Here is a 17,631-nt window from a genome sequence, read left to right as displayed (position 1 = left end):
TCTTTCTGTTTTTAGTAGTTTATCGAATGGCCGGTTAACCTCCAGTGATTCTGCATTTTAAGGATCACCGGAGATTACCATTTCGAAGTAAAAAGCCGGTTTTCAGAGATCATATGACAATACCGCAAGTGATGACAGAAGAAATAAAAAGGGAGCTTCTACGCCTCGAACAGCAACATGCTATCAAAATCCTCTATGCTGTCGAAAGCGGCAGCCGGGCTTGGGGTTTCGCATCCGTTGACAGCGATTGGGATGTGCGATACATGTATGTTCATCAGCCTGAATGGTATTTGGACATCGACGACAAAAAGGATAGCCAGGAGGAAATACTGCCCAACGATATCGATCTGGCCGGGTGGGAACTGAAGAAGGCCTTGCGTCTTTTTCGAAAATCAAATCCTGCTATGCTGGAGTGGTTGAGAAGTCCGATGGTCTATTGGCAACGTGGTTTCTTTGCTGAAAGGCTTCGGGAGTTGACGGAGATGTATTTTAACCCGAAATCCTGTTTGTATCATTACCTGCATATGGCCGAAGGCAATTACAAGACGTATTTGCAGGGGGAGAAGGTACGCGTGAAGAAATACTTCTACGTATTGCGTCCGATACTTGCCTGCGATTGGATCAGGAAAACCAACTCCATGGCTCCTATGGAGTTTCAAAAGCTCCTCGACAGTCAGGTGATAGATACGGGTGTTGAGAATGAAATCCGGAACCTGCTTAACAGAAAAGTGTCAGGGGAGGAACTGGATGAGGAACCGAAAATTCAGGTACTGAACAGTTTTCTTGAACAAAAGATCCAATTCTACACGGAGTACGTCAGGGGGTTAGGACCACAAAATCAGCCTGACACGGAAAAGCTTAATGAAGTATTTAGGCAGACGCTAGAGAGGGTGTGGATGTAGTGTGATATCATAGAGTCTCAGGTACATGTAACTATGAACTGTTAGCATTGTGGTTCGCCTTCGTGCTCATCTCTGAGTCAAGATCCGGCCGACGGACCATCCTATTCCGGGATGCAGAGGCAAACCCAGCTCTCAGACTCTCCTGGTATAAGGCTGTCAAAAACGCTAAAACTTGTTTCCCCAAAACGACTACAAAAAGCAAAAACAGAGGTTAACATTAGCTATTCCGCCTATATCATTCGAAATGAGTTTGCCTGACACACCACCACAAATATTACCCCAATTCCAACTCATCCAGAAACACTAGCAACGGCACCATAGGTTCGATCACACTCCCGCCCAGCCCGCTGAGAATCAAATCAAAAAGCATCAAAAGCCTGTAAATCGTTGATTTACAGGCTTTTTTATTGTTCGCCGTTCATCAAATTGTTCCTAAAAGCCCAAATTTTTGGTGAGCAATTCGGTGAGCAGTTAACAGAGTTAAGTATGCCTGTCCAAAATTGGACAAGGGTAGGTTTATCGAAAGTTTGACCTCTACCCTTCTCCAAGTTTGGGGAATGCTTGGTATGTTCAGAAGTAAAACAAAAGAGCCCCGAACTGTTTGTTCAGGGCTCTTTTGTGTGTAAGAAAGTGTAGTTTATTTATAACTCACTCATTTACAACACCATGAGTAGAGAGAAAGAAATCTCTATCGAACATTTGATTCCATTTTATCTTTTTTTGACAGAATGGCGCAGTCAACTGAAATTAACCAATCCGATAGATAATCGAGCAGTCGTTGAAACGAAAGCGCCTGAATAATGAACTGATGCTATTGTATACCCCGGTACGCGCTTTTTGATAAGCCACTGTTAATTTAGAAAAACTCATCGGTAACCCCGGGAGCATTCATTTCGCCATGCATTCTGGAACCCCTTTTTGCCATTCCTCTGCATCAGTTCATTTCTTAGCAAATATTGGCGCTAGGCCCCTCGCGAGGGTCTTTATTGAGGATGCTCGTGGCCATACCCATGGTTTTCTGCTGACAGACAAATATGCCGGACCGCCAAGATACGTGCCAGGGGTCCGCTTCGTACAGCCTTGACAACGACAGCCCACCGGCCTATCTTTGCCTCACAGCTGCCCGGGATGACGAGATGGAACTAGCTGAACTTTTTGAATAATCTGTCCTCTTTATAGGGGTTTAAGACAAATCAGGCCCTGATTTATCAATCTGCTTTGCTTAACCCTGCGCCTTACGACGGGGGTTGGATCATCCGGACCACAAGCTTTTCACTGCATGAATATGAAGCGCTGCTTTTGGTGGATCAGTATGAAACAAAATATATGTGAGTGTGGAGTATTTGATAAATCACAACTGATCCAGTTACAATTTTTAATAGCTGTCCAGTTTAGAGCGTATTTCCGTAACTATAAAGATAACGGTAAAGATATCTGGAGGAAAGTGCCTTTATCGACTTCAGAACTTACGTGGAGCTCACTTTTCAATAGCGTCGCCCGGTTCCGTATATTCAACAATCCATTTCCCTGTGTAGGTGACGAGGTATCAAAACCTTTTCCGTTGTCCTTGTAAGAAAGGCTTAGTTTTTGGTTAGTAAATTGCAAATCCAACCATACCGTTTGTGCTTCGGAGTGCTTTATTGCATTTTGTAGGAGCTCCTGGATGATTCGGAAAAGATTAATCTCTACGACCTCAGGCAAATGATCAGGAACATTTTCTACTCTGAAAATGACCTGTCGTTGATTGCCAAGATTTACAAGCTGTACCATTTCATTGGTTGCTTTAACCAACCCCAACGATCCAAGGTTTCTGGGGTGCATGTCATGAATCAGTCGGCGGATTTCATCTACTGAGCCCGCCAACAGCTTTTCTGAACGTTCTTTCAGTTCAGCCAAGGGAATATCGGCGTCGCCGAACGAAGATAGGTACATTTTTAAAAGCGAAAGATTGGCTCCGACACCGTCGTGAAGCTCACGTGAAAACCGTTGTCGTTCGGCTTCCTGGGCCATTAGCGAGCCTCGTATCTCGGCTTCACGTTGTTGTATTTGTTGAGCAAGCCGGTATTTAAACAATCCGTAAACACCACTGACCAGCATCAATATCAATACAGATTTAAACCACCAGGTCGCCCACCACGGCGGCAGGATTGTAAGTCGCACAGAAATCCCCTTTTTATTCCAAACTTCGTCGTTATTGCTGCCTGTAACCCTGAAGATATATTTACCCGGCTGCAGGTTCGTGTAGTTGGCAGACCTTCGACTACCTGCCTGTACCCATTTGGGATCGACACCTTCCATGCGGTATCGGTATTGATTCTTTTTTGTGTTGGAAAAATTGAGTGCGACAAACTCGAAGGTAACGAAGTTTCGGTCGTAGGGAAGCGTTATGAATTCGAGGTTAGGTGAATACGAGCTGTCGGATACAGTGATACCCGTAATTTTAACAGGAGGGACAAACGTATTGGTTCTAAGCTCCTTCGGATTAAAATAGGAGATGCCGTTTACTCCTCCGAAATACATTGTTCCGTCGGTGTGTTTATAGGCGCAGTTGGTATTGAATTCATTACTTTGCAAACCGTCTGTAACATCGTAGGTTTTAAGAACTCCCTTCTTTGGCGAAAATTTCGCGAGTCCCTTGTTGCTGCTAAGCCATAGATCACCTTCCGGTTCCTTCAAGATACTGTAGACGACCTCATTAGGTAAGTTAAAAGGAGCAGACGTCGTTTCGGAATAGTGTGACATTACCCGGAGTCGCTTCATATCAAGTAAAAAAAGCCCGCAATCTGTCCCCACCCACAGGAGAGTGCCATCCTGTAATACACTTCGAATGTTATCACATACAAGCCCGTTTTTCTTATCGAAAACAGTGAGCTTCTTTTTTTTCGGGTCGTAGCAAACCAACCCATGACCTAACGTTCCCAACCACACGTTTTGTTCTGAATCCTCATAGATCATTCTAACAGTATAATTCGCTGCCGTTTTGATCTGAGGCATTTCATCCCAATCCCTCCACTTAAGTGTTTTCAAATCAAACCTCTCCAGCCCTCGGTGTCCGCCTACCCATACTTCGGGAATACTCTTCAGTGCCTTAACTGCATATAGAAAATATTGCAACCGGTCTGCGCCACTTACGTTTGAGTAAGGCACGTAGCCTCTTTTATCATCGAATCGGTATAAACCTTTATCGGTTGATACAATCCACAGGTTTCCTAGGTTGTCTTCGGAGATATTATAGACTTCGAAATTTACACCTGACAAGCGATGACCACGATCATTGTCAGATTGACGTGCGCCGATGGGGTAAATCATCAACCTGTTGGCAGTTCCGATGTACAAATTCTCGCCTTTTCCATAAATAGTATAAACAGAACCATTCTGATACTGACTTTCCCGCTTTCGAATAAATTTAAACACATGTTTGGCCGGATCATATTTATTAACGCCGTTGTAGCTCAGACCAAGCCAGATAATTCCCTGATGATCTTCATATAAACTGCGCACTTCATCTCCGGTAGCGTGTTCGAACGTCTCGTCTGAATAATTAAACACTGATATCCCTGCATCCTTAACCCCCATCCATACCCTGCCATTACGGTCTTCCAAAAAATCGCGTATTTCATTGCCGGCAATATTCTTATTACTTGTGCCTTTGACATAATGCGAAACCCTGCCCCTTTCCAAAGGATTGTCAAGCCTAAACAAACCCTCCTGATAGGTTCCAACCCAGAGATTTTCTTTTGAATCCACGAAAATGGATTGGATTAGCGACTTCGCGGAGAGATACTTGTTCAGTTTCTTCCTGATACCAGTAGTTTTGAAGAGATCATTTTTAGCATCATAGCGGTACACCTCGTCATAGGTCGACAGCCACACCGTTCCGTCGGGGGCGAGACAGAAATCGTAGAGTTTATCACTTTCCTGCATATACGAAACCACTTTACCGCTGGAGACATAGAGACAAAAAAGTCCTTGCCCACCGGTCATTATCCAGATATTGCCGCTTCGGTCTTCTAGCAGCTTTTTCACCGAGACGGAATCGACCGGGTGATTTTTCTTTACAACGCTTGAGAACCTTTGAAAACGGTCTTTTCGTGCCTCATACAAGCAGAGCCCCTCCTGCGTACCAATCCAGAGACGGCCTTGGCTATCAGCCAGAAGTGTCTGAATCCAGTTGTTATTCAAGGAGTTTCCAGAGCTCCTTCCAGCCCTGAACGTCTTGAAAACATGCCCGTCAAATCTGTTCAATCCATCCTGTGTACCAAACCACATATAACCGTCATAGTTACTGATGGCATACACCGTACCCTGCGAAAGCCCGCTTTCCTGGGAAAAATGCTCAAAAAAGAAATGATTTTGGGATGGAACGGACGCAATGTCCGTTGTATGTTGCCCGTTAACATGAAACGTGGTCAAAAGCCAGATCAGCCATACGACGGAGCAGCGCATCAATTCGGTATTGAGTTTAAAGATCCAGTCGTTTACGTGCATAATTGGCCAGTTCCATATTATTATGCACACCCAGTTTGCGATAGATATTCTTCCTATGTGTCTCGACTGTCCGGACGCTCAAGTACAGCTTTTGGGCGATTTCAAATGAAGTAACACCTTCGCAGATCAATTGAATTATTTCTGTTTCACGTTTGCTCAACAGATACTTTTCCAATTTTTCCGTTTGCTTCGATAATAAACTCTTAAAAGCAGCAGGCCAGAATGCAGCGCCCCCGAGAACGACCCGCATTCCCTTGAAAACCTCCTCCCGACCGCTACTTTTGATGCAATAACCGTCTGCGCCAATGCTGTACATCCTTTCCATGGAAATGACGTCATCAATCATAGAAAGTGCGAGTATTTTTATGTGGGGATAGTGCTGTTTTACGGCTTTTGCAATGTCAAAGCCGGACTGATCCGGCATGTCGATATCCAGCAACAGAATGTCGACTTTACGACCCACAAGAAAAGGGAGTACGTCTTTGCCCTGATGCAGGGCTCCTGCTACTTCCAGATCAGTCGTATGCCCGATCAGGAAACAGATTCCGTCTGTAAAAATCCGATGATCATCGACCACGAGTACACGATTCATAGAGAAGTATGAGTTAGGAGGAAAACTACATATTTGATATCGAACTTGCAATACTGGCTTTCAAAACCTTATGTCATCAACAGGCCGATAATGGCTAAAAGAATGGCTAGTAGCGATATCATTAGCCAAACCAGCTCCATTTTATATTTTATTTTCCGCATAAACAGACCTGTATTCTACGGGCCGAGCCTGTTCACTCAACCACCAGTTTTCTATAGACGGTTTCCCCGTTTTCAAACTTGAGTCTGAGCAGGTATAAACCAGCAGGAACAAAGCTCAGATTAATTTCCGTATTGCGAGCGGTTCGCATTCCCATCCCTTTTATCATCATTCCATTTCCGGAAAACAGTTCATAGCCTGAAATCGGCTCCGCGCTCCGAATAGTAGCCATATGACTCGCAGGATTTGGAAAAACTGTAATTGTGGGATTATTTTCCACCGAAATTGATATAATACGGGAATAGATGAAGGTGGCATCTCGGTCTGTTATTTTGAGCCTGTAATAGGTAGGAGCGAAACCTGGCGCCGGATTGCTGTCGATGAATGAATAGGTTGTTACTCCACGACTTTCACCTTTTGCCTGTATCTTTCCAATACCGGTCCAATTTCTGGCATCACTGCTGCGTTGGATTTCGAAATGATCGCTGTTGATTTCTTCGGTGGTCTGCCAGAAGAGCGTCACACCCTTTTCATTTTGCCCTGCTGAGAAACTGACCAAAGTGACCGGTAGCGGCGCCGCGTTTTCGGCCGTGAGATAAAATGATGAGAACCCTGAGACAGGAAATTTTATCTTCCAGGCCCCCAGCATCTCATCCCATTCGATATCATTGTCATCCGGGTCAATTGTCTTGTCAGGCGGACCGGTTGCACTCGCTTCATGCCATTGCCAAACTCGCAAATTACTCTTGTCATCGGAGGGGTCAACAGGTAGCTTTTTGGTACTGGATGCATTGAAAGCCATCATTTCGCTTTTATTCACGTAGAGTATGACGTCAGCTGTAGCAGCGCTATTGCCGGTTGTAAATTGAAAATGTCGTTGCAAACAAGGTTGCCCGGCATAATTAAGAACAGAATTGTCAATCGTAACCCTCCCGTAAAAAGGATTGATGCCATCCGTAAGATCGACTCCATTGACGGTCGCAATAATACGACACTCCGGTGTGATGAGGTTATAATCAATATTATCACCAACAAATGCTTGCTGTGCATCTGCATTGACAGACAAAGCGGGTATGTTTCCAATACTCACAGTTGCTTCATCATGGGATGCTTCACAGGGGGGATTTGTGGTCGACCATTTCAAAACATAGGCTGTACCGGGTGCTCCTTTGAAGACCGAGGCCGGGTTGGAACGATCCGTAAAACTGCCGCCACTACCCGACACAATGCTCCACTCGCCAAATCCGATAAGTGGCTGGTCGGCTGCAAGACCAATAATGGGCAGATCACACTTGTCCGCTTTAAGTTGATCCGGACCGGCCGACGCAATTGATGGTTTTTCTTTATATTGAACAGTTATGTCATCCTCCGTAACGCAGAAATCAGCAAAAACCGTAAACCTAATTATATATGTATTGTTATTGAACCCGATAAACTTGGTTTGAAAATCGCTATCGTTTTCAAGGTTTCCACCTAAACCGTTAATTATACGCCACTTGGTTTTAACCCCAAACTCATTCACATTTCCGGTAAGAACTATCGGTCCGCATGTAGTCCCGACCTGATCTGGTCCGGCGTCAGCCTTGTATTTATTAAACGAAATCATTACTTCGTCCTTACTTGAATAATACCCATCGGTCAGATACCAAAGCAGGGAATACGACTCGCCGGGAGCGCCGGTAAAGAAAGAATCAGGGGCTCTGTCATCCGAAAACGCCTGCACTTCCGATCGCGAACCGAACCAATACCCGCTACAACCTAAAGGTGGATTGTTTGCTTGAAGGCGTAATCTGGTGCCACAATATTCCAGATTGTCTTTTCCTGCGTCAGCCATCAATCCCGGGGTAGGGGGCGGAACCTGAATAGTTTGAGAAATCTCTAAAAGTCCTTCGCAAGACCCGGTTAGCAGGGCAGTTGCAGTATAAATGGTTGGCTTATCAACATGTACCTCGATGCTCTCACCTGTTTTCCCTCCGGGCAGCCATGTGAAAGATGCCTTGGTATCATCGGTGCCATTTAATTTGGAAACCAGTGTCAGATAATAACCGTCATGCTGCTCCAGAGGCGTATAACGCTTGATTTCAACGACAAGCTCGGGAGGCGTGCACATCTGTTCGCCATCTACAGACACCGAGACGCAATTCGTCCATCGCCCGGTGGGAGGCCGTATCGACACTGAAGAGTTATGACATTTGACAATATCAGGCCCGGAAAGAGGTTTCTCGACAAAAACCCATCGCGTCCCGTCAAAATAGAGCTCTCTCTCTGGGAAAAATCCTATTGCATTCGCAGAATATTTTGGATAGCCATCGTGTATGCTTTTCAGCTTCAGATTCGCAATAACTTTCTGTGATTCACTTTGTCCCGGTGGTACATCCATATAAACAACTGCCAACCTTACTGGAAACGTTTCAGCTGAAGCGTTATTCAGGGCGACCATTCCTGCCAGACAAATTGTAAAGAGGAGGTTCTTCATAGTCAAAAGTGTTAAATGGATAGATAGGATTTGAAAATAAGTTACACACAGCGAATTGCCTGTTAACGGCTGATCACAATTTTGTGGGTGCGCCTATATCCTCCCTTTCCATACAATTCCAGATGGTACAATCCAGCTTGTAAAAAGGGTAAGGCTATTTTTCCACTTATCACGTCTATATTGCGTTTCTCCAAAATAGTATGTCCGTCCGGATTGAGAATTCTGTAGCCGTTTACATGTACTGAACCACTAAAGGTAATTTCATCAATGGCCGGATTGGGGTATATTATGATTGTGGCAGTATTTTCCATCCGAACTGATGCGATACGGGAGTAAGCCGAGCTGGCATCCTTGTCGGCTATTTTGAGCCGGTAATAAAGGACCGAACGAGACGGTTCGGCCAGGAACGGTTGACCGTCATTAAATGTATAGACCGTCAACTCCTGGCTTTCGCCTTTTGCCTGTACCTTTCCGATTCCTGTCCATTTTTGAGCGTCGCTGCTGCGTTGGATTTCAAAATGGTCGCTGTTGCTTTCTACGGTAGTTTGCCACCGTAGCACGACCGTATTTTCCTGTTTTTCGGCAGAGAAGTCGACTAAAGTCACGGGTAAGGGAGAAGGTGTGGTCTTGACAAAAAAACCGCTGAACCCAGTTATGTTAAAGCTCACCTCCCAGCGATCGAGCTCTGAATTCCAAACGATATCTTCATCGGCCGGGTCGATATTGATAGGAGTACCGCTATAGCTGGTAGGAGTACCGTCTCCGGTGCTGCTGCCCGGCCTTTTTTCAATAAGTAAGTTCGCTTTTCCGGCGGCGTCGTTTTCCCCGACGGGTAACTTGAGTTGATTCGTAAGATTGAAATCGTCAAAGTCACTTTGGGTGAAATACAAAGTGACTTTTGCGGTAGAAGTAGTGGTGTTGGTTGCAGGTGTGATCTCATAGTGCCGTTTCACATACGCGGCGTTTTGGGTATCGTCAATCCATACTTTGGCGAGCGTGTTGCCCATAGAAGCACCTTCAACAGAGAGCGACAGGAGAAGCTGGCACTGAGAATCAGTAAAGGGCAGCCTGCCGCTGCCGCTTATTGTTGCCGCTGTATTGGTGCTGGAAACAGCCAGACTAATATTTTGACGGTTGTAAATCACCACTTTATTTTCCCGGGGGAAGCCGACAACCAGGTATCCATGTACCTCATTATGAGCAAAGACGGACCAGTGAACCCCCTGATATTGTCCACCTACTACACTATTACAAGTGTTGATAGGGCCTGTTAGGGCAAAGGCTCCATACCCCAGAAGGCTAAGGGCACCCCTCGAGTTGGACCATTCAGCACTTTTTGCTACATAATTGCCATCCCTGAGCGCAGTTATGCCCCCGGAGCCTACCATTTCCCCGGGAATACTTCCAACCAGTGAATTGGCCGGGCTTACGAGTCCAACAGTACCGGTAGTACCATTCCCCCAGGTGACTGCCCCTACCTGACCGAGTGTGCCATTGTCCCATCGGGGGCTGGTCACGACGTAATCCCCGTTATTCAAGATAGTAACACCTTCTCCGCTTATAAAATCCTCTCCCAACCTATCACCATTTTTGCTGCCTATGAGAGAGTTGGTAGCGTTGATCACACCAGTAGTGCCGCCATTACCGTTTCCCCAAGTTACGGCACCATACCCTTCGCTTCCGGAAAAAGCGATACCAGCGCCCCAATTGGGTGTTTTCACCAAATAGTTGCCATTTTTGAGGGCAACTACACCTTTGGTTACGTTTCCTATCCGGTCATAGGCAGTATTCCCGATTAACGAATTACTGGAATTGATGATGCCGCTGGTACCGGTAATGCCATTGCCCCAAGCGACCGCACCCGCATCTTCCACATCACCGTTATCCCAATCCGGACTTCTGACCACATAATGTCCGTTACTGAGCGCGATAACCCCTAAACCTGTTACAGGGTCTATTTTGCCTACTTTATCAAGATATTTACCACCCACCAATGAGTTGTCAGAGCCCACCACGCCAACGGTTCCGGTAGTACCGTTGCCCCAAGTGGCTGCCCCGGCGGCTGAAGCATCTCCATTGTTCCAAAGCTCACTGCTTACCACATAGTTACCATTACTCAACGCTACAACACCAAGACCCACCAAGTCGCTGGCAGTGCTTCCCACCAGTGAATTAGCAGTGCTAACAATACCAGAGGTGGCAATGTCTCCCCGCCGCCAGGTCACTGCGCCGGCTGTAGCGATATCTCCATTTCTCCAGGAAGGGCTTCTTACTACATAATTTCCGTTGGTCAGGGCCACCGCTCCGCTCCCTACATTATCTCCAACTGAACTTCCTACGAGGGAATTGCTCGAGCTCACTGCACCGGAAATGCCAGCGGTACCGTCGCCCCAGGTTACAGCACCAACATCGGTGAGTGGGCCATGATCCCAATTACTGCTGCACACTACGTAGTTTCCATTGGCAAGCGCTATTATGACCCTACCGACATTATCTCCAACAGCACTTCCTACCAGGGAATTGCCTGGGCTTACCATACCGGAAATACCCGTAGTACCATTGCCCCAGGTGACTGCACCAGCATCAGCAGTAGTGCCATTGTCCCAGGTTTGACTTCGCACTACGTAATGACCATTATTTAAAATAATAACACTCGGAGTTCCGGTTCCACCAGGATTATGGCCAATCCTGTCGTTTGCACTGCTTCCTACCAACGAATTGGTAATACCCACGACGCCGGAAATACCATTTGTGCCGTCACCCCAAGTAACCGCGCCTGCATCCGTGGCGGGGCCATTGTCCCAGGTATTACTAACTACGACATAATTTCCGTTACTTAACTGGATAGAACCGTCATTGCCAACTAAATCCCCGGACGTACTACCCACCAGGGAGTTGTCAGGCCCTACTATACCGGAAATACCCGTGGTGCCGCTGCCCCATGTGACTGCTCCGGCATTACTGGCGGAACCATTTTTCCAATTTGGGCTGATTATCAGATAATTGCCATTGCTCAGGGCAACACAACCCTTGGATCCAATTCTGTCAGAAGTGTTAGTTCCGATCAGGGAGTTCCAGGAACCTACGATACCGGAAATACCTGTCGTGCCATTCCCCCAGGTTGCAGCACCTGTACCGCCATTCCGATTGGGGCTGAGTACAACATAATTACCGTTACTTAGCGCCACCACTCCACCGGATCCCACCCTGTCATCATTATACTCACCGGTAAGTGTGCTGATCAGCGCATGAGTTTTTCCGCTGTACAAGTATACAGCTCCGACCCGATAGTTATTGGAAGGGTGGCGCCAGGTGGGGTCGGCGATCACGTAATTGCCATTTGTAAGAACGGTGATGCTCGTCCCATACGTGTCACTGCCAGCAGGAGTAGCGAGGGTGAATGTTTGAGCGTAGACATCCATATACGCTAAAAGCAGTAGGAATAGATACAATGTGGAGGAAAATTGCCTTTTCATTATTTGAAGTTTTAAAATGTGACTCCTTACTACCGGATATTTAATTTCGATCTGTTACTTCACAAACGGTTATCATCCGTGTATTGTAAAGTGATCGCCCCCTTACAAAAGATAAGCTCATATTTTTGTACGTTTGGGGAGATTTTAGGGTAAAAAAATCTCGAGATATTAACTCTTTTATGACTAAGAAGTGATCTTATCGTGGTTTGGTACCAACACGAAATCATGAGACACTTTAGTTTCTCCAGGTCGGCTTGATTGGTGTAAAAAGTTTATATTCTATTGATGAAAAGCTTTTTGACATAGAATTATGTACAAAGCTATTTGGGACCGGGACGACATTCAATACCAAGATTTTGGTATACTGAAGGCATCGCTGCCTCCTTTTAATCTGCAGATATCTGGTTAAAATAAAATACTATAGGTTTCATGCTTTGTTAAATTCCTGGCACCCGTCGAGCGTTGTTTATAGAACTTCACTTTGACCTCATCGCTGATCTTTCTATCCATGCAGGTCCTTTAGTAATTACTGTTAACGTATCAGCAGGCTTCCCTAAAGAGCCCTACTTTACGATTGAGCAAGGAACTGTTGTTGCTCGATCAGGATCGCCTCGTATCTGGTCTAAAAAAAGCAGCTTTGCTGATAATAGAGATACGCAAGACCGATGCCGCCCGCAATCGGGCCTCCGGATCAAGACCGGACGTTGGCTCGTCTAGAAATACGAACTGAGAATTGCCCAACCAGACTCATCGCAACGTCGAGCCTTCAACTCATACCACCTGGGTAGGTGGATGCCATCCAGCGGTATAATTCAGTCCGAAGCGATGCAGCAGATCGTCAGCGATTTGACGCGGATTTTGAAGATTTCGGAGCCGCGCGATCAGAGATCAGGTTCTCCCGCCCGGTAAGCATTTCATCCACGACGACAAACTGGTCAGTAAGACTGATGGCCTGACGGAGCCTTTCCGTTATCTGGTTTAAGTAGGGTGGTAAGAATTTTGACGATCGTCGTTTTTCCTGACCCATCGGTGCCCGGCAATGCGAAGCCCCCTCCCCTTTCCACCGCAAAATATACTTCTTTGAGCACAGAAAACCCTTTGGAGGACTTTTGCAATCCCTCAACTTGTATTGCCAGTTTTTGTATGATTACTTTCGGCTAGAGGATCGTAACGTTTGACAAATCGACGACCATTAGGCCTTTGAGCGCCAGGTAAGTGAGCTTGTCCATAGTAGCCCCGTCGAAATCGATGGTTTTCAGCGCCAGGTGTGATTTGTTTGTCAAGGAAAAAGGTACTGTAAAAGATACATTTCTGAGCGTCGCGCCCTTGAAGGATACATCGTTTAGAGCAGACTTATCAAACCGGACACCATCGAAGGTTTGGCCATTGAAATCGATCCCGCGCAAATCGCAGTAGCTGAAATCTACCCCCATAAAAGTACAGTTCTGAAAGATTGCTTTTCTGAGGTCTGTTTTGACCAGTTTCACATCCACCAAGTTTGCGTCAACAAACTTTGCGCCCTGGCCCGACATGTTCAAGGTCGTACGTACAAGAACGGATTTTCCAAAGCTTACACCGTTAAGGTCTGTACCCGAAAAGGTGCACTCCGTCAGATTTGCACCATTAAAATTGGCTTCACGTGCGTCTGTGGCATCAAATGAGCTGCCGGTCAGGTCGGCATTGGAGAAGTCTGCCCCGCGTAGCGAACTGGCTTTGAATTTACCTTCGCGCAAAACAACACCTGCAAAATCGCTTTCTTGCAGGTCCGCCGCAGTAAGGTTTATCAGCACCTGACGGTCGTTGGAACCGGCGGCATTCTCCATTACAGAAGCGGGTTGGCTTGCCGGCACGCTCACATTAGATATTCCGGCGGTCATAGACGGCGCTTTTTCAGAAAAATAATTGAGATCTACCCCTAAAATCTCCGCTAGCCTATCAAATGTAGTAATGTCGGGCATTGACTCGCCGCGTTCCCATTTCCCGACTGCCTGCGGGCTTATGAATATTTGCAGGGCGAGTTGCGCCTGCGACATATTTTTCTCTTTTCTTGCTTTGGCTATTTTTTCGCCTATTACCTTACTTTCCATACTGTTTTGTGTTTTGTTTTTTTTGACATCGCAAAACTATATTGGAGGCGTTGACTGGTCTGCAAAAATGCGACTACTCTTGGTTGTATTGACGCTATTCTTGGTTGTTATTTGTCGACAAAGCGTGGTTTTAGTGAAAAACCCGACGATTCCAGCGCTCCTACTCGTAAATTTTGTAGATTTCTGAGAAAACTGATTTATTTCGTAAAAATCGAAAACTCCTTTCACTTTGGAACACAATACAGACTATCATGCATTTCATAGGCAGATCAACCCGCTGGGCTTCTGATACCCATCGGGGTCGTAGTCGAAGACATTAGGACCTCGCCACATTAGACACTGGACGCGCTTCTCCATGAAAGAGAAATCGTTTCGCAAACCAAAGCGCTCGGGATCCTGAACTGAATCATCTGGATGCTTATGCTTCAAACCACGTTAAAATACATCTTGATCACCTTGCAAGCGGATAACCACGGAAAGGAGGTATTTTCTCACTCTACACTTTGATCAGACGGTAATGAAAATTATCTGCTGAAACATTTCAAAATCTACTATTGGACTCCCGTCTATACTTTATCTAGGCGAATCGAGATTGAAAAACGCGATGAAACTATTGAAAGAACGACAACCTCTTTCGGGAATTGCCCGGCTTCTGGGCTACAGTAGCGCATCACGCTCTTGGGTCAATTTGAAGAAATACTTGGGCTATACCCAAAAAAGGCCAACCAATAAGGCACAAACGCACCGGAAAAAGTGAGTTCGCAGTTTTTGATTTGGATCCGCTTCTCCGGTCAGAGGCTAAATGAAGGCTTCCTCTGCACCATGATAAGCCGAATAGCTCTTTACCGTTTTTTTTTGAGATGGGTTTTAATTCTTTCATAAGACAACCGGTTTTTTATAGCGATAGCAACAGAAAGTGGGATATATCTAATCAGTATCTCTTAGCTGTTGGGGCAAAAATTACCCCACTTTATATCAACTTATGTAACTGACTGCACTGCTAAACAGGACGACCTCTGTTCATCTCGGCAAAGTGTAAGATTCGAATGAAATTCGCGTAGTTTTTCAAGCAAATATACCCTGGTCTTGGTATTGAAACGCATTTAACGACTAACCAACTTTGTTACCCGGCAGACCACTTGCTTTCTTTCCACAAGCAGGTCTGCTAAACTCATGTTATATCTTTTTCACACTGCAAATCTTCAATTTATATGAAATTTGTTATACCACTCCTTATTACAGCCGCCTTATGTAATAAAACGCCGATATATGGTCAATCATGCACAGGTAGCTTTAGCGTCAGCCGGAACACGATTTGCTTAACCGAGTCCTTTACTCTGCAAGTCAAGCCTTGTATGGGCAATGGCACGGTTAGTTGGTCCTCTTCGGCTTCACCGAATGGCCCATTCAGAATTTTCAGCGTAAGTGAGCTAAAAAATGAATTTTCTTGTAAGGCGTCAATTACGCTCACGCCGAAATCGGCCGGAACAGTCTGGAACGAGGCTACCTTCGCATCCTCCTGATCGAACTTGAGCTAGCAGGAGCTTTTGAGCTGATAGGGCAGCAGTCGCAGAAGAGAAGCCCCCTGGACATTTCAATATCTGTCAAGGATATCCCTCGTGATTTGGGAAGATTATTGAAATCAACCTGTACCGCATCCAGCAGGAGTTATTGCAAAACACCATAAAACATGCGGCAGCTACACAGGTGCATATAACCCTTGAAAGCAAGTCTGACAGGCTCCTGTTGTATTACAGTGACAATGGAAATGGTTTTGATACCAATAATACAGTCGTCGGTAGTGGCCTGCTTAATATACAGAACAGGGTGATGCTGTTGAAGGGCGCTGTACACTTCCATTCTGGTAGACAGGCCGGTGTAGGTGTAAGGATCGATGTTTCGGCGACGGTGAACCGTAACAAGGAGATATGAGCCAATGCTCTTTCCGTTTAAAAACTAGATCGTTTATGCGGCGATTTTGAAGTTATTATATTCTTTTGGTGTTTTCATGTTGGGCGCTGAATGCGGTGCGAAATTATTGTATTCATCAACCCACGCTTGTATCTAACTGATTACTGAGGATGGATTTTCTCTTTTCAAGGTGCCATTCAGGGCTTCGCACATTCCGTTGGACTGAGGGAAATACAATGGCGTGACAACTTTATATTTTCCAGTCTTTTAAGCATTCTTGCAATTTTTTCTCCAGGTATTCCGGTCCATTGTCGTGCAAGAATTGCAGCTGATTCGGGTCAGGTTGACAAGTTCCGAAACGCTCAAAAAGAGCATCCTGAATTAATAGCTCGATGTCACAGCCTTGCGCGCTCAGCCCGCCAGCTAATGATGGATCTGCCACAGCAATCCATGACAAGGCCGCCCTTATCCTTTGTCCCTTCCAGCATTTTATAGATGTGATGTCGCCGGCCCATCAGGTATTGGGTTTCGACAGATATCTTTCCGCTGTGAGCGCGGTTTGCGGTCCGCGCCCGATATTGTTACAAGAGAAACCCTCTTCTTCCATATGCCTGCAAATCAGGTATTTGCACAAAGTCACCCGGTGATCCCGTTTCAGAACGGTTCTCACACTGAGAGTTCCATCAACAGCGCTGGTAGACGGCGACAAATAGGGTCGAGCACAACACTTCAGGATAAATATAATGTCTATAGGTCTATGTTAAAACAAAGCTTCCCTGTCTGAAAACCAGCAAACAACGATAGCCGTGCCTTCTATCGGCTCTTCCGTGCCGGCTTCGAATTAGATCCGGCTTATTAAAATTATTGAAAATAACAAAGAAGATAGTTTTTTTACCCATAATTGACTAATTTTCCACCCTTTCATATCCCGGATTGCTGCGTCATTTGGAAAAGAATAAATTTCTTTCATCAATACGAATTTATTCTACACAGAAAGGCTACCCAGGAACACACTTTAAACATCAAAATATGACATAAAACTGCTCCCCCTCAGGAAGGCGGCCAGGCTGGCGCTTCTTTTACACCATGACATTATGGATATAGCGCATTCCTCAGAGAAACTTATCCCGTCGTCACGCTATGCATGATTGTACATTCTGCTGCCTCGCGCACTGAATGATTTTAAAAGTACCTATCCGAACAACTGAAATTTAAACAATTAATTCCAATGACCAACTTTTTCCAACGCCCCCTTAGGAAAAGCCGGCAGCTGGGTAAGCTCATCCTGATATGCCTTTTGCTGGTTTCATTTGCATCCGTAGAAGCGCAGCCCTGCCCTAACCTGGCGGGCGGAACAAGCACTTTCCGCTTTTCGGAGCCCTTTAATGAGACGTATTTCCCGTCAGACCTTCCTGCGGGGAAAACCGGCAGAGCACGCTCCACGGCCGGTCGGATGATAATAGAGGAAACTATGACCACTACTTACCCGCTCCGTACCGTAACGATCAACCCTGAATTTACGGACGGTACAATGGGCAGT

General features: G+C 45.8%; 10 protein-coding genes. 4 read left to right on the top strand and 6 right to left on the bottom strand.

The features are described 5' to 3' along the window. The first annotated feature begins 131 nt into the window (after positions 1 to 131). Both ABD852_RS00045 and ABD852_RS23015 read left to right on the top strand, forming a co-directional pair. A complete protein-coding gene (locus ABD852_RS00045) occupies positions 132 to 902 on the top strand; it encodes a nucleotidyltransferase domain-containing protein (RefSeq protein WP_345025923.1) in 771 nt (256 codons plus the stop codon). A gap of 1,200 nt (positions 903 to 2,102) precedes the next feature. After that, a complete protein-coding gene (locus ABD852_RS23015) occupies positions 2,103 to 2,234 on the top strand; it encodes a glycine cleavage system protein H (RefSeq protein WP_425568742.1) in 132 nt (43 codons plus the stop codon). Positions 2,235 to 2,312: 78 nt separating this feature from the next. On the opposite strand, the gene ABD852_RS00040 is transcribed toward ABD852_RS23015, so the two are convergent. The 6 genes from ABD852_RS00040 to ABD852_RS00015 form a co-directional block, all read right to left on the bottom strand. Continuing rightward, the gene (locus ABD852_RS00040; RefSeq protein WP_345025921.1) at positions 2,313 to 5,390 is read right to left on the bottom strand and encodes a ligand-binding sensor domain-containing protein; all 3,078 of its coding nucleotides are present in this window, start codon (positions 5,388 to 5,390) and stop codon (positions 2,313 to 2,315) included. Beyond that, positions 5,365 to 5,982, bottom strand: coding sequence for a LuxR C-terminal-related transcriptional regulator (locus ABD852_RS00035; RefSeq protein WP_345025920.1), 618 nt, complete (start codon positions 5,980 to 5,982; stop codon positions 5,365 to 5,367). The genes ABD852_RS00040 and ABD852_RS00035 overlap by 26 nt, the downstream gene beginning before the upstream one ends. Positions 5,983 to 6,175: 193 nt before the next feature. After that, the gene (locus ABD852_RS00030) at positions 6,176 to 8,617 is read right to left on the bottom strand and encodes a T9SS type A sorting domain-containing protein (RefSeq protein ID WP_345025918.1); all 2,442 of its coding nucleotides are present in this window, start codon (positions 8,615 to 8,617) and stop codon (positions 6,176 to 6,178) included. 62 nt (positions 8,618 to 8,679) lie between these two features. Further along, positions 8,680 to 12,093: a hypothetical protein gene (locus ABD852_RS00025; RefSeq protein ID WP_345025917.1), complete on the bottom strand. Its 3,414-nt coding sequence runs from the start codon at positions 12,091 to 12,093 to the stop codon at positions 8,680 to 8,682. Between the two features lie 935 nt (positions 12,094 to 13,028). Next, positions 13,029 to 13,181, bottom strand: a complete 153-nt coding sequence (locus tag ABD852_RS00020) for an ATP-binding cassette domain-containing protein (protein ID WP_345025916.1) — start codon at positions 13,179 to 13,181, stop codon at positions 13,029 to 13,031. A 69-nt stretch (positions 13,182 to 13,250) separates the two neighbouring features. Continuing rightward, entirely contained in the window at positions 13,251 to 14,180 is a 930-nt protein-coding gene (locus ABD852_RS00015; RefSeq protein WP_345025915.1) for a pentapeptide repeat-containing protein, read from the bottom strand. Positions 14,181 to 15,812: 1,632 nt separating this feature from the next. Here ABD852_RS00015 and ABD852_RS00010 point away from each other — a divergent pair. Further along, on the top strand, positions 15,813 to 16,112 hold the full coding sequence (locus ABD852_RS00010) for a sensor histidine kinase (protein ID WP_345026249.1): 300 nt from the start codon (positions 15,813 to 15,815) through the stop codon (positions 16,110 to 16,112). 1,207 nt (positions 16,113 to 17,319) lie between these two features. Then, the coding region (locus ABD852_RS00005; protein WP_345025914.1) for a hypothetical protein at positions 17,320 to 17,631 on the top strand (312 nt) is incomplete at its 3' end.

The organism is Ravibacter arvi (assembly GCF_039540405.1).
Lineage (GTDB): Bacteria > Bacteroidota > Bacteroidia > Cytophagales > Spirosomataceae > Ravibacter > Ravibacter arvi.
Note: the sequence above shows the minus strand (reverse complement) of the source record. Positions and strands in the feature narration are given on the sequence as shown.